This window comes from Comamonas sp. B21-038 (assembly GCF_022387135.1).
In the GTDB taxonomy this organism is placed as follows: domain Bacteria; phylum Pseudomonadota; class Gammaproteobacteria; order Burkholderiales; family Burkholderiaceae_C; genus Comamonas; species Comamonas sediminis.
The window spans coordinates 3,430,489-3,444,462 of the sequence record NZ_CP092462.1 but is presented as its reverse complement, the minus strand read 5'-3'; the positions used below and the strand labels follow the sequence as shown (position 1 = coordinate 3,444,462).

The 13,974-nt window shown below is 58.6% G+C and carries 9 protein-coding genes and 1 tRNA gene; 3 read left to right on the top strand and 7 right to left on the bottom strand.

Going from position 1 to position 13,974, the window contains the following annotated elements; all coding sequences use genetic code 11:
- Positions 1–543: 543 nt before the first annotated feature.
- A complete protein-coding gene (locus tag MJ205_RS15910) occupies positions 544–2,334 on the top strand; it encodes a hypothetical protein (protein ID WP_239809350.1) in 1,791 nt (596 codons plus the stop codon).
- Positions 2,335–2,414: 80 nt separating this feature from the next.
- The gene (locus MJ205_RS15905; RefSeq protein ID WP_239809349.1) at positions 2,415–3,494 is read left to right on the top strand and encodes an acyltransferase family protein; all 1,080 of its coding nucleotides are present in this window, start codon (positions 2,415–2,417) and stop codon (positions 3,492–3,494) included.
- 245 nt (positions 3,495–3,739) lie between these two features.
- On the opposite strand, the gene MJ205_RS15900 is transcribed toward MJ205_RS15905, so the two are convergent.
- From MJ205_RS15900 to fdnG, 7 genes are all read right to left on the bottom strand, one after another.
- Positions 3,740–3,835: transfer RNA gene (locus MJ205_RS15900), tRNA-Sec, on the bottom strand.
- An 89-nt stretch (positions 3,836–3,924) separates the two neighbouring features.
- Positions 3,925–5,850 (bottom strand): selenocysteine-specific translation elongation factor, encoded by a 1,926-nt coding sequence (selB, locus tag MJ205_RS15895; RefSeq protein WP_239809348.1) that lies wholly within the window; start codon positions 5,848–5,850, stop codon positions 3,925–3,927.
- On the bottom strand, positions 5,847–7,274 hold the full coding sequence (gene selA / locus MJ205_RS15890) for an L-seryl-tRNA(Sec) selenium transferase (RefSeq protein ID WP_239809347.1): 1,428 nt from the start codon (positions 7,272–7,274) through the stop codon (positions 5,847–5,849). Before selA ends, selB begins: the two co-directional genes overlap by 4 nt.
- A 109-nt stretch (positions 7,275–7,383) precedes the next feature.
- Positions 7,384–8,349 (bottom strand): formate dehydrogenase accessory protein FdhE, encoded by a 966-nt coding sequence (gene fdhE, locus MJ205_RS15885; protein ID WP_239809346.1) that lies wholly within the window; start codon positions 8,347–8,349, stop codon positions 7,384–7,386.
- A gap of 116 nt (positions 8,350–8,465) precedes the next feature.
- On the bottom strand, positions 8,466–9,128 hold the full coding sequence (locus MJ205_RS15880; RefSeq protein ID WP_239809345.1) for a formate dehydrogenase subunit gamma: 663 nt from the start codon (positions 9,126–9,128) through the stop codon (positions 8,466–8,468).
- On the bottom strand, positions 9,125–10,066 hold the full coding sequence (gene fdxH, locus MJ205_RS15875; RefSeq protein WP_239809344.1) for a formate dehydrogenase subunit beta: 942 nt from the start codon (positions 10,064–10,066) through the stop codon (positions 9,125–9,127). Before fdxH ends, MJ205_RS15880 begins: the two co-directional genes overlap by 4 nt.
- Positions 10,067–10,075: 9 nt before the next feature.
- Positions 10,076–13,138 (bottom strand): formate dehydrogenase-N subunit alpha, encoded by a 3,063-nt coding sequence (gene fdnG / locus MJ205_RS15870; protein ID WP_230778981.1) that lies wholly within the window; start codon positions 13,136–13,138, stop codon positions 10,076–10,078.
- Between the two features lie 237 nt (positions 13,139–13,375).
- On the opposite strand from fdnG, the gene MJ205_RS15865 reads away from it, so the two are divergent.
- Positions 13,376–13,951: a C40 family peptidase gene (locus tag MJ205_RS15865; protein ID WP_239809343.1), complete on the top strand. Its 576-nt coding sequence runs from the start codon at positions 13,376–13,378 to the stop codon at positions 13,949–13,951.
- Positions 13,952–13,974: the final 23 nt, after the last annotated feature.

Sequence of the window (13,974 nt, the reverse complement as noted above, 5' to 3'; positions counted from 1 at the left end):
CCTTGGGAGGGGGCAAGCAGTCGGGTTGAGAAAATTGTGCTGAGAGGTCAATATTTCATCGCCAGGGTTCGCTCAATTTCCTGGAACTCAAATCAACTCGAGCGAGGATGATTCAGATCTCATGTGCATCAGTTTCGTGCTCTATGGCATATGGTTCTGCATCGCGGCTTTCGATGCTGCCGCATTGAGAGCTACACGAATTCATAGGGCATACCACTTTCCTAGATGCGACGTATTCCATGTCATCGCTACAACAAGAACTTGTCAGTCCCAAAGAACTATGAAATCATGGGTCGTAGTGTCGTGCTCAAGCAAATACAATAGTTGCTGATATCTCAAATAACTATTGATATTTGACTGCATTCATTTGCTTGGTGAGTATGTCTATTAATATTAAGGGTTTTGAGAAGTTACTTTGGTATTCTGCTGATTGCTCGCTAAAAGATTTATCAAAGGTCTATGTGAATTGAAATGTCAAAGAAAGGAGCTTTACTCGGTGTTCGCTTTGCGTTAATAACATTTATATTTAAGTGGAGTAATAACATGTTGAACTTATTCAGAAAGCTAGCTGTATACAGCTTTCGACTAACCTTAATTGCGATATTTGGTGGTTATTCAATAAATGCCTCCGCATTTGTCAATGGTGTCAGTAATGGAAGCTTTGAAGCACCTCAACTCTCAGATGCTACTTTCCAATACAATCCTGTAGGAGCATCCTGGAATTTTACCGGCGCTGGAGTTACAAGAGCAAACAGTGATTTTTGGAACCCCAGTCTTCCAGAAATACCGGCGGGAAAACAAGTGGCATTTATCCAAACGACTGGGTCAATATCTCAATCTATATATGTTCCGCCTGGCTCAATTTTGACATTCAGTGCGACGCAAAGAATAAATAATGGAAATAAGCAAAGGATAAGGTTGTTGGCAAATGGTCAACCTTTGCCTATTAAATTTGGTTCGGATGTGAATGGTGCAGGTTTAACGAGCGAATATTTTACACCACCTGAAGGTTATTTCACTACATATGCTGCTAGTCTAAGCAATTGGGGTGGCGGCAACATAGTACTATCATTTGTTGGCACTAGTACCCAAGATGCCACCGCGTTTATAGATTCCGTCATCCTCACCACGCCAAGTCAAATAGGGTATGGATTTTCCGATCCTTTGTTCGCGCAAGCGGCATGGCGTTCCGATTTGCCTCAAAACACAACATCCTTCTATACAGGCGATTGCCTGTCCAATAACGCGGCGCTTTATGGAATGAAAATACTAACTGCTGGGCCGACTCCAAGTGGGGGTACCGCCAGTAGCACCAGTATTGAGTGCTACGGTGCAGCAAGTGGGCCTTATCCAATGGCAAAAAAATCCAATTGGTATGCTTCAGCCAACTATTTGGATGGAAATCCGTATTGGGCGGTAGGTGTTAATACTGAGACTCCGACCAATGGATGCTCTAATAACTATGGTCCAGCTAATCAAAGCAGGCCCCTGGCGATCGGGCCTGCTTTTGGCCAAGCTGGGTATAATTTGTCGTTTAACCAATTAACGACATCGACGGACCCTGCTATAGGTAACTATAATTTGGCAAGCCTGGGGTTCAATCATGATCCCAATGACTGTGGTGGCAATCTACCATACATGTCACTTTCCTCAAATGCAAATCAGGGCAACCAAGCGCCCATTGCCTTAGCAACTGCTTCCCGTAGCTATAATCCATATCTAAATTTTAGATCTGCGGTTATGACTGTTAACCCAGCTTCGATAACATTCTTGCAGATTGTTCTCAAGACTTCAGGGTGGTCTGATGGCATCGATAGAATGGTGACAATTCAGACCATGAATTCGCCAAGTTCGTATGTAGGAGGTTTTCTCGCGACTATTGATCATAATCTGAGTAATCCAGGTAATTTTTTCAACTCCAGTCAGTTTCCAATGAAAAATTACCTTTGGAATTGGAATATTAAGAAGTCGCGATATTATCCAGGTGCGGTGTATGCACAATATACGTCTTATAATCTCAATCAAATATGTGGAACTGATCCTTACTATGTTCCCCTTCCGGTCATCTCGAATCCGGCTGCCAATACATACAAGTCTTTTGTCAATGGTAATTTTGGGCCTAACAATCCGAATGCCATACAAAATGTTAGAATGAACTTGTATTCAACCATCGCATGTTTGGCAAGGAACGGTGCGTGGGCACAAGAGGGCAAGATAGCAACTTTGCCTGATCCTTTGATTGTGAGCCATGTTGAGTGGTCACTTGAGCAAGTAGATAATAATGATAGCAATATTTGGTATGGACTATGGGCACCCACCATAACTAACTATTGATGTGGTGATGTAATCCCGGGGTAGTGACATTGATGTGAATCTCCCCTGGGATTTCAAGAAAACAGTTTTTATAATTAATAATGATTAAAAATATACAAATGCTTCGATTTATAGCAGCATTGTGGGTTGCTATTTTTCATGGTGCGATGGCTGGCGTGTTTACGGGCTTGCCTTCATTGGTGGGCTTTATTGTTAATTTTGGCTATGCAGGCGTTGATATATTTTTTGTGATCAGCGGAGTCATTATGGCTCACTCCACAAAGAGTCTTGGTCACGGACTAAAGACTGCTGCTGCTTTTTTGATTATCAGGTTTTCTAGAATTTATACTGGTTGGTGGCCTGCATTATTGCTGTATATCATTTTTTTTGAATTCACTCACCAACTTGGTCCTCCAATTAATTTACTGTCATCGTTTACTCTTTATTATACAGATTTATCTGGGTTGATCAATATTGCTATTTGGTCTTTGATGTTTGAGTTGTACTTTTACATTATTCTTTCAATTGGATTGTTTTTTTCGAGGCATCAGCGTGACTTGATATTTGCCATGATTTTTATAATGCTTCTGCTGGTAAATATCTTTATTTTTATTAATCGATCCAGTTTCTATCCTGATTCTGAAATAAACTGGATAAAGATGTTTTTTCTATCCCCCCTTGTTATTGAGTTTTTCATGGGTTATTTTTTATATAATTACCTTCAGCCAACTTTGCGTATATCATGGAAAATATGGAGCCTTGTGGCTGTAATTTTTATCGGGTTGATTGTTTATTTAATACCCAATTTCTCTGATTACCCATATGGCTTGGCGAATTCTTATTATTGGTCGGAGCGCTCAGTTTTGGTGGGCGGAGCTGCGTTGGCCATCGTAGGCGTGGCTTTGACATTGCCAGCTCCAAAAAATATTATCTCATTGATATTGGTAAGGTTTGGTGATTATTCGTATTCCATATATTTGCTGCATATATTGGCATTTAATATGTTGTTGAATTTGCTGCCTTGGGCTGAATTTGAAGATAATGCTCGCTTGCTGGCTGCTTTTGCTACTATGGTTTGTTTATTAATTGCATCAGCCTTCTATTACCGCTGGGTGGAGCATCCTATTTATATGTTTTTCCGTGCTAACGCCAAGCGTTGGGTGGGTGCATCTGCCACTTAGGCCGCCCCTGGGTAAAGCATTGAGATATTAATTTGCTATGTAGGGTTCGGCACTGACAACGCCGACAGATTCAGGTGGCTCGGCTGAATCCTGTAGGTCGCGCTACCATCATGGTCAGCCGCATTTCTTTTTGTGGCTAGTAATGGGTGAAGCAGGTTGACCGCAGCGTGTTGAGTCACTGAATCGTCAGAGGAAGATGGGGAAGCTGTATCACTCGGTGTATATCACCTATGTGGTGACCGAGATGGCGGAAGACAGCTGGAGTCGAACCAACCCAGGAGTGGCTGACACCCCTCACCGGGTTTGAAGCCCGGCCGCACCACCGGGCACGATTGCCTTCCCTGCAACACGTGCGTGTTGGGCAAGATCGCCGATTGTAGCGGCTCTGCGCGGCGGCTGCGGCTGGTGCAGTTGCAGACCCTTGGGTGGCTTACGAGGTGGTGCCAGCTTGCCAACGGACACCCGGGCGCAGCACATGCGTATCGCGCACGCGGCGGGTGTAGCCTACGCGGTCGAAAAACTCCAGAATCTGGATGGCGCGTTTGCGGCCCAGGGCGGTAGCGTCGCGGAACACATGGGCCTGCACCTCTCCGCGTTCGGCCTGTTGCGCGAGCTCTGCGGTGAGTGTCGCGAGCGCATCCATCGACGGCGCGGCATAGAACAAGTCCTTGACCACCTGGAACACGAGGCCCTGGCGCGAGAGCTTTTTGAGCAGCTGGCGCACCACTTCCTCTGCGGCGCCATGGTCGCGGGCCAGGTCGCGCACCCAGGGCGGGTCAAAGCGGCTTTCGGTGATGGCGGGCAGCAGGCGCTGGGCCAACGCCTGCTCGGCGTCGCTCAGTTGCACGGTGTGACCGGGCAGATGCAGCCAGGCGCCGCTGCTGGCGATGTGCCCGGTTGCGATCAGCGCATCGAGCAGGCCGTGGTAGAGCGCATCATGGGGGCCATGCTGCAGCGCTGGCAAGGCCATGCGGCGCAAGCGGGCCGCGTTGATGCCAAGTTCATCGGGTGCCAGTGCATGAAAGCGTTGCAGGGCCTGCAGCAGCTGGTCCTGCAGCGTCTGCCAGGCAGCGCGGTCCACTAGCAGCGCATCGCCGTCGGGCAGCGGCAGCTGGGTGCTGTTCTCTGCAACGGCCGGGGTGGCGGTACCGGTCAGCCGCACCAGCTGTGAGCGGGCCAGGCCGAGCGGCGCCTCGGCCAGCAGCGGGGCGGTGTCGGCCGTGGCTATCCAGTGCGCCAGCGCGGCCAGGTAGGCGAGGCGGCTGTCGCTGCGGCGCTTGCGGGCGGGCGCATAGGGATCGAGCACCATGGCGCCGGCAATGGTACGGCTGGCCTGGGCATTGCGCACGATGACGCGGTCACCCGGCAGCACCAGCGCGGGTGCGTCCAGCACCAGCTGGGCCAGCGCTTCGGTGCCAGGGGTCAGGTCGCCATCTTGCAGCAGGGCGACGTGGCCGGTGCAGCGCATGGTGCCCAGGTGCAGGTGCACGGCCGACCATTGCGCCAGCGGCGCGGCATCGGCGAGCAGATGCAGGCGTACGTCGATGCGCTGGGTGGTCTGGCGCAGGCGTGCGTCCATGATCCAGTCGCCGCGCGTGATGGCCTCCTTGGCGATGCCTGCCAGGTTCAACGCGCAGCGCTGGCCGGCCACCCCCCGCTCGCTGGCCTGGTTTTGCGCATGGATGCTGCGCACGCGCACGGGCGCGCCGCTGGCCGAATGCACGAGGCTGTCGCCTACGGCCACCTGGCCATTGAAGACCGTGCCCGTCACCACCGTGCCTTGGCCGGGCAGGCTGAAGACCCGGTCCACTGCCAGGCGGAACAGCCCGCCCTGGGTGCGTGGGGGCATGGCCTGGGCCTGCTGGTGCAGGTGCTGGCGTAGGGCCCAGACGCCCGGATCATCGGGCAGTGCGGCTGCGGTTTCAAAGATGGGCGCATCGGCCAGGTTGCTGCGCGCCAGAATGGCGCTGATCTCGTCCCGCACCTCATCGATGCGGGCGCGGGGCACGCGGTCTACCTTGGTCAGCGCCACCGTGCCCTGGCGGATGCCCAGCAGCTGCAATATTTCCAGATGCTCCAGGGTCTGGGGCATCACGCCGTCATCGGCGGCCACCACCAGCAAGGCATGGTCAATGCCCACGGCCCCTGCGGCCATCGTGTGCACAAATTTTTCATGGCCGGGCACATCGATGATGCCCAGCACATCGCCATTGGCCAGCGGGGTGTAGGCGTAGCCCAGCTCGATCGAGATGCCGCGCGCCTTTTCTTCCTTCAGGCGGTCCGTCTCCACGCCGGTGAGCGCGCGCACCAGGGTAGTCTTGCCATGGTCGATATGGCCTGCGGTGCCGATGATCATGCCTGACCGTCCTTGCCGCCGCTGCCCAGGGCCAGCTGCTGCAGGTTGGCGGCAAAGGCGGCCTGGTCGGCCGCTTCCAGGCAGCGCAGATCCAGCCAGAGTGCATCGTCGCGCAGCCGGCCGATCACCGGGCGCGGCAGCTGGCGCAGCGCGGCTTCCAGCTGCTGCAGCAGGCGTCCGGCGCGTTTGCGCTCTTGGGGGCGCACCACCAGCCCATGGCTGGGCAGGCTTTCGACGGGCAAGGCGCCGCTGCCGATCTGGCTGGTCATCGCGGCGTGCTCCACCCGGTAATCCGGCCCCAGCAGGCGTTGCAGCGGTGCCTGCAGCGCAATCGCCTGCTGCTGCATGGCGGCAGCCGGGCGGGTGAAGAGGCGCAACGTGGTCAGGCGCTCGGCCAGCTTTTCGGGGTGCAGGTAGAGGCGCAACGTGGGTTCGAGCGCGGCCAGGGTGAGCTTGCCCACGCGCAGCGCACGCTTGAGCGGGTTCTTCTTGATCTGGGCGATCAAGGCCTTGCTGCCGACGATGATGCCGGCCTGCGGGCCGCCCAGCAGCTTGTCTCCGCTGAAGGTCACGATGTCGGCGCCGGCCTCGACGGTCTCGCGCACGGTCACCTCATAGGGCAGGCCCCAGCCGCGCATGTCGATCAAGGTGCCGCTGCCCAGGTCCACGATCAGCGGGAGCTGACGCGCATGGGCGATGCGCGCGACATCGGCCTCGGCCACCGATTTGGTGAAGCCGCTGATCGCGTAGTTGCTGCAGTGGACCTTCATCAGCGCGGCGCTGTGCTCGCCCAGCGCCGCTTCGTAGTCTTTCTCATGGGTGCGGTTGGTGGTGCCCACCTCGACCAGGCGGGCGCCGGCGCGCGTCATCACATCCGGGATGCGGAAGGCGCCGCCAATCTCGACCAGCTCGCCGCGCGAGACCACCACCTCCTTGTCGCGCGCCAACGTGGACAGCACCAGCAGCACGGCGGCCGCATTGTTGTTGACGATGGTGGCCGCTTCGGCGCCGGTCAGGCGGCAGACCAGGTCTTCGACCAGGTCATCGCGGTCGCCGCGGCCGCCGTCGGCCAGGTCGTACTCCAGATTGCTGGGGGTCGCCAGCGCCTGCACCACGGCGTCGATGGCCTCCTGGGGCAGCAGCGCCCGGCCCAGGTTGGTGTGCAGCACCGTGCCGGTCAGGTTGTAGACCGCTTTCAGACGCGGCGCAAACAGCTGTTGGAGCTTTTGTTCGGCGGCGTCCAGCAAGGCATCGGCACCGTCTGCGCTGCTGCCCGTCTGTGCCAGCCAGCGGCTGCGGGCCTCGCCCAGCGCTGCGCGGATGGCCTGCGTGCACTGGGTCTTGCCGTAGCCGTCCAGCAGCGCAGCGGTGCGCGGGTGCTGCAGCAGCTTGTCAACAGAGGGCAGGTGGGACGGTGCGTTCATGGGCAAACCAGCTCAAACAGGGGCAGAAATAAAAAAACGATGGGCTGCGGCAGCAGCGCCATCGTCCAGTATGGCATGGTGCCAAAATGTTCAGGGTGCCGGCACGCCCTTAATGCAGATCGGGCACGCTGCCATCGGCATCGGCCGCCTGCGGCTCGGCCACGGCCACGAACAGCAGCGGGTTGCCGCTCGCGCGCGAGAACGAGGTCTGCTCGCTCATCAGCAGGTCCAGCATCAGGCTGGCCAGGTCATCGGCCAGCGGCTCGGCCAGCGGGTCTTTTTCCTGGTTGACCAGCTTGCGGTAGCTGCCGCATTCGGTACAGGTTTCCGCCAGCACGACATCCTTGCCGCCATCCAGGCCCTGGTAGCGGATGCCCTTGGTCGATTCGCAGTGGCTGCATTTGACGCGCACCATATGCCATTCGGTCGCGCAGCAGCCGCAGTGCATGTAACGGTGGCCGGCCATCTTGCCGCCAATGCGCACCACGCCGGCAACAGGCTCGCTGGCGCAGACCGGGCAGATGGTAGCCGGGTCGGTAAAAGGGATGTCGGCCAGCCTGAGCTGGCTGGCCCGGGTGGCAAACACCACTTGCAACGCCGCCATGACAAAAGGTGCCAGGCCCACATCGCGCGCAGCCAGCTCCTTGGTCAGCAGGCGTTTGGCCAGCGCATTGCGGTCCTCGGTGCTGCAGCGTTGCAGCTCGGCAATCAGCGGCTGCAGGGCTGGGGGCAGGCCATCGGCACTGCCCAGCTGCGCCAGCATGCGGTCCAGCACCTGGTGCCAGGCGGGGTCCAGGTGGTCAGCGGCAGGCAGCAGCGGCGACGAGAACTGCTGGGCCTGCGCGATAGCGGCAGCTTCAGGCGCCGCGACCTGCAGACCCTGGGCGGCCTGGTGCTGGGCGTCCACCAGTTTGGCGATGAACAGCAGGTAGTCCGCAATCGGATTGCCGTCGGCCAGCTGGCGAATGCGCTGGGCTCGGTCAAGGAACAGACTGCTGGTGTTGGGCAGCAGCACGCGCGGGAAACTGGTGTGGTCGAGCGACTCGATCTCACCGGGCTGAAGAATGCGTTGCATACGGGGATTTTCTCAAAAATCAACGCCGATAGTCCTGGCGGGGCTATCGGCGTTGGGGAGCGGGGCGGGGCCGACCCGGGGCAGTGCCGCTTGCCGGGGCATGCCCGGCAAGCGCGTCAGGCACCGCGCTTGTGGCTCGTCTGCTTGTCCATGTCCGTGCTGTCGCCCGTCATGCGGCGGTACCACAGCGGATGGTGGTAGCGCGCCCAAGCGCGGGTCACCGTGCCGCGCGTCATCGCGCGGATCGTGCCCTTGGTCCAGATGGCGGCGTAGATGTGGGCAATGATCAGACCGATCAGGCCGAAGGCCGACAGTGCATGCAGCAGCGCCGCAGCGCGCACCACATTCACCGGCAGGTTCCACCAGGCGCGCCACATCAGCACGCCGGTCACCAGCAGGCCCGCCATGCACAGCACCAGCATCCAGAACAGCGCCTTCTGGCCGCCGTTGTACTTGTCCACCGGCGGCATCTTCTCGTGCTCACCGTTGACCAGCGCCGGCACGTTCTTGAGCCATTCCACATCGTTCTTGCGAATGATGTTGAGCTGCCAGAAGCGGAAGAACATCAGCACGAAGCCGACGGTCATCACCAGGCCGATGTAGGGGTGCAGGATGCGGGTCCAGGGTCCGCCACCGAACAGGTTCGTCATGAAGAAGAACGAGGGATGGAAGAACGCCAGACCCGACAGGGCCAGCAGCACAAAGCTGATCGCGACCACCCAGTGGTTGACGCGTTCGCCAGCGGTGTAGCGTTGAATATCACGGGTCTTGCTTTTCATCGTCCAGACTCCTCGTGGTGGTCAATGCCCTTTTCCGCACGTGCCCTGGCGGCTTCTTCCTCTTCCAGCTCCTCAGGCACTTCGATCGGGCCCTTGGTGATGTAGTGGAAGAAGCTGCCGACGGCCGCAACGCCCAAGGCTGCCAGCGCCAGTGGCTTGGCCACACCCTTCCACAGGCTCACCATCGGGCTGATCGATGGATCATCGGGCAGGCCGTGGTAGAGCGAGGGCTTGTCGCCATGGTGCAGCACATACATCACGTGGGTGCCGCCCACGCCTTGCGGATCGTAGAGGCCGGCCTTGTCAAAGCCACGCTCCTTCAGATCGACAATGCGCTCCTCGGCGCGCTCTTGCATGGCGGTCTTGGTGCCAAACATGATCGCGCCGGTCGGGCAGGTCTTGACGCAGGCAGGCTCCTGGCCGACGGCCACGCGGTCCGAGCACAGCGTGCACTTGTAGGCCTTGTGGTCCTTTTTGGAGATGCGCGGAATGTTGAACGGGCAGCCGGTCACGCAGTAGCCGCAGCCCACGCAGTTTTCCTCCTGGAAATCCACGATGCCGTTGGTGTACTGCAAGATCGCACCGGGAGAGGGGCAGGCCTTGAGGCAGCCCGGGTCTTCGCAGTGCATGCAGCCGTCCTTGCGGATCAGCCATTCCAGGTTGCCGGTGGCTTCGTTTTCGTATTCGGAAAACCGCATCACCGTCCAGGAGTTGGCCGTCAGGTCGGTCGGGTTGTCGTAGACCCCGGCCGCGACCGTGCCTACATCGTCACGCAGATCGTTCCACTCCATGCAGGCGGTCTGGCAGGCCTTGCAGCCGATGCACTTGGAGACATCGATCAGCTTGGCCACCTCGCCGCCATGCGGGCTGCGCACGCTGGGCGATGGGGTGGTGGTGGCGGAGCGGCGCTTGATATCCAATGATTGAAGAGATGACATCGCTGCTCCTTAGATCTTCTCAACCTTCACGAGGAAGGTCTTGAACTCTGGCGTGTTGCTGTTGCCGTCACCCACAAACGGGGTGAGGGTGTTGGCGAGGAAGCCAGGCTTGGTCAGGCCCTTGAAGCCCCAGTGGATAGGAATACCCACGTGGTGCACCGTCTTGCCTTCGATCTGCATGGGCTTGATGCGCTTGGTCACCACCGCAGCGGCCTTGATGTAGCCACGCTTGGAGCTGACCTTCACCATCGCGCCCGTCGCAATGCCGATCTCCTTGGCCAGCGCCTCGCCGATCTCGACGAACTGCTCGGGCTGGATGATGGAGTTGAGCAACGCGTGCTTGGTCCAGTAGTGAAAGTGCTCCGTCAAACGGTAGGTCGTGCCCACATGCGGGAATTCGTCCGCCTTGCCGAAGGTCTCCCAGATGGCCGGGAAGACGCGAGCCGCCGGGTTGCTGACGGCCTTGTCGTTCTTCGGGTACATCGGGTTGTAGCCCAGCGGGTTGTCGAATGCCTCGTAGTGCGTCGGGAACGGACCTTCGTTCATGCCCTTGCGGGCAAAGAAGCGTGCCACCCCTTCCGGGTTCATGATGAACGGACCGGTGCCGGTCTCGGGCGCGATGGTCGGGCCGTAGTCCGGCACATCAGCGCCGCCCCAGGTCTTGCCGTTCCACTTGACCAAGGTGCGGTTCGGGTTGAACGGTTTGCCTTCCAGGTCCGCCGATGCGCGGTTGTACAGCACGCGGCGGTTGGCCGGCCAGGCCCAGGCCCAGTTCAGCGTATTGCCGATGCCCGTCGGGTCGCTGTTGTCGCGGCGGCCCATCTGGTTGCCCGCCTCGGTCCAGCTGCCTGTCCAGATCCAGCAGCCACTCATCGTGGAGCCATCGTCACGCAACTCGCCAAAGCCGGACAGCTGCTGGCCGGCAGGGCGCAGCACCTTGCCATCGGGCGCGGTCAGGTCGGTCAATGCCCGGCCGTTGTACTCCTTGGCGATTTCCTCGGACGAGGGGTGCGCAGGCTGTGCATAGGGCCACCACAGGTTCTGGATTGGATCCGGGAACTTGCCGCCGTCCTTCTGGTAGGCCGCCTTCATGCGCAGGTGCAGGGCCGACATGATCGCAATGTCGGTCTTGGCTTCACCCGGCGGCTCGGAGGCCTTCCAGTGCCACTGCAGCACACGCGAAGAACTCACGACTGCGCCATCCTCTTCTGCAAAGCAGGTGGTGGGCAGGCGGAACACTTCGGTCTGCACCGATGCGGTGTCGATGTCGTTGTGCTCGCCGTAGTTCTTCCAGAACTCCGAGGTCTCGGTGGCCAGCGGGTCCATCACGACCAGGAACTTGAGCTTGGCCAGACCGTCGCGCACGCGGCTCTTGTTGGACAACGCCGCCAGGGGGTTGAAGCCCTGCGCGATGTAGCCGTTGACCTTGCCTTCGTTCATCAGCTCGAAAATCTGCAGCATGTCGTACTGCTTGTCGAGCTTGGGCAGGTAGTCATAGGCCCAGTTGTTGTCCTTGGTGGCCGCCGGTCCCCAGAAAGCCTTCATCAGGCTCACATGGAACTTGGGATAGTTCTGCCAGTAGCTCATCTGATTGGCACGCAAAGGCTTTTGCGTGCGCGCGTCGATGTACTTCTGGTAGTCCTGCTCGCCCTGGTTGGCCAGGGTCAGGTAGCCCGGCAGTGCGTTGGACAGCAGGCCCAGGTCGGTCAGGCCCTGGATGTTGGAGTGTCCGCGCAACGCGTTCATGCCGCCACCGGCGACACCGATATTGCCCAGCAGCAACTGCACCATGGCGCCGGTACGCAGGATCTGCGCGCCGATCGAGTGCTGGGTCCAGCCCAGTGCGTAGAGGATGGTTGCGGCGCGGCCAGCCTGTGCCGTCGATGCGAGCTTTTCGCAGACATGCAGGAACTTGGCCTGGGGCGTACCGCAGACGCTCTCGACCTTCTCAGGCGTGTAGCTGGCGTAGTGGCGCTTGAGCCATTGATAGACGCAACGCGGGTGCTGCAGGCTCGGGTCAGTCTTGACGTAACCGTCCTCGCCCAGCTCGTAGTCCCAGCTGGCCTTGTCGTAGGTGCGCTTTTCGGGGTTGTAGCCCGAGAAGATGCCTTCGTCGAACGCAAAGTCTTCCCGCACGATGAACGTGAAGTCGGTGTAGTTGCGCACGTACTCGTGGTGGATCTTGTCGTTCGTCAGCAGGTAATTGATCACACCGCCGAGGAAAACAATGTCCGAACCGGAGCGGATAGGGGCGTAGAAATCCGCCACCGAAGCCGACCGGTTGAAGCGCGGGTCGACCACCATGAAGTGAGCCTTGTTGTGCTCCTTCGCCTCGGTCACCCATTTGAAGCCGCAAGGGTGGGCTTCAGCGGCATTGCCGCCCATGATCAAAATAACGTCCGCGTTCTTGATGTCGACCCAATGGTTCGTCATCGCTCCACGGCCAAACGTCGGGGCAAGACCTGCCACCGTCGGGCCGTGTCAGACACGGGCTTGGTTGTCGAACGCCAACATGCCCCAAGAGCGGGCCACTTTGTAGGTGATGTAACCGGCTTCGTTGCTGGAGGCCGAAGCGGCCAGCATGCCGGTCGAGGTCCAACGGTTCACCGTCAGGCCATCATCGGTCTTCTCGAGGAAGTTCGCATCGCGATCGTCCTTGAGCAGCTTGGTGATGCGGGTCAGCGCCTCATCCCAGGACAGGCGCTTCCACTCGTTGGAGCCGGGCGCGCGGTATTCGGGGTAGAGCAGGCGGTTGGGGCTGTGGACGATGTCCAGCAGCGATGCGCCCTTGGGGCACAAGGTGCCACGGTTGACGGGATGGTCGGGGTCGCCTTCGACGTGGATCACAGAGAGCTTGGCGTTCTTGCCGCCATCGCCCAGCGAGTACATCAAAATGCCGCAGCCAACAGAGCAATACGTGCAGGTTTGCCGTGTCACTGTGCTGCCGACCAGCTTGTACTGACGAACTCCGGCAAGTGCGGTGGCGGGCGAGAAGCCCATCACCGCCAGGCTGGAACCCGCCAGAGTCGAACCAGTCACTTTCATGAACTGGCGTCTGGAGAATTGCACCATGGGGTGTCCTTTCAACGAAGGATGCTTGTTTTCTATGCTTACGACACAAATTGTAGTCTTCTCCCTCTGAAAGCAGAATAGTTGGGCTTTCCGGGTATTCAGCGGGTTTGACAAATTGGTAAAAATGCGAGGACGATCCGTTGTGGCGAGAAATACCAATACAATTCACAAACTTGCATGGAATTGTGAATAATATGCTTCATGAATTTCTTGCCGCCTGAATCCAAGGGGGAGACCATGGACCACCACAACGGGGCGGCGCGCCGTCCCTTTTTGCTCTGGGCGCTGTCGGCATCGGCGCTGCTGGCGGGTTGCGGCTCGTCGCCATCGCGCACCGCGCGGCCAGCGGCGGGCCGGCGCTCCGCCACGGAGGTGGCCACCTCGCCGCGCGTTGACACCGGTGTCGTGCCCGTCAATCTGGGGCTGAGCGGCGAGTTGCGCGAGGCGCTGTATGCGCGGGTCATGCTCGTCGTCAACACGCCCTACACCTATGGCGGCAACACGCCTGAAGGCGGCTTTGACTGCAGCGGCCTGATCCAGTATGCGATCCAGGGCATCACCACGCGCCGCCTGCCGCGTACCACGGCCCAGTGGGCAGGGGTGAGCGCCGAGATCGACCGGCGTGATCTGCAGCGCGGCGATTTTGTGTTCTTCAACACCATGGGCGGGCGCTACTCGCACATGGGCATTTATGCCGGCAACAACCAGTTTGTCCATGCGCCGTCGAGCGGCGGCGTGGTCAAGACGGTGAGCCTGGACAATCCCTATTTCTCACGCCGCTTCACCGAGGCACGCACGATTTTTGACGCATGAGAATATTCATCGGCTGAATAAAA

Excerpts from the sequence above, each read along its gene's own strand:
- MJ205_RS15910 (WP_239809350.1), top strand. The coding sequence starts at position 544 with ATGTTGAACTTATTCAGAAAGCTAGCTGTATACAGCTTTCGACTAACC.
- MJ205_RS15905 (WP_239809349.1), top strand. The coding sequence starts at position 2,415 with ATGATTAAAAATATACAAATGCTTCGATTTATAGCAGCATTGTGGGTT.
- selB (WP_239809348.1), bottom strand. The coding sequence starts at position 5,850 with ATGATCATCGGCACCGCAGGCCATATCGACCATGGCAAGACTACCCTG.
- selA (WP_239809347.1), bottom strand. The coding sequence starts at position 7,274 with ATGAACGCACCGTCCCACCTGCCCTCTGTTGACAAGCTGCTGCAGCAC.
- fdhE (WP_239809346.1), bottom strand. The coding sequence starts at position 8,349 with ATGCAACGCATTCTTCAGCCCGGTGAGATCGAGTCGCTCGACCACACC.
- MJ205_RS15880 (WP_239809345.1), bottom strand. The coding sequence starts at position 9,128 with ATGAAAAGCAAGACCCGTGATATTCAACGCTACACCGCTGGCGAACGC.
- fdxH (WP_239809344.1), bottom strand. The coding sequence starts at position 10,066 with ATGTCATCTCTTCAATCATTGGATATCAAGCGCCGCTCCGCCACCACC.
- MJ205_RS15865 (WP_239809343.1), top strand. The coding sequence starts at position 13,376 with ATGGACCACCACAACGGGGCGGCGCGCCGTCCCTTTTTGCTCTGGGCG.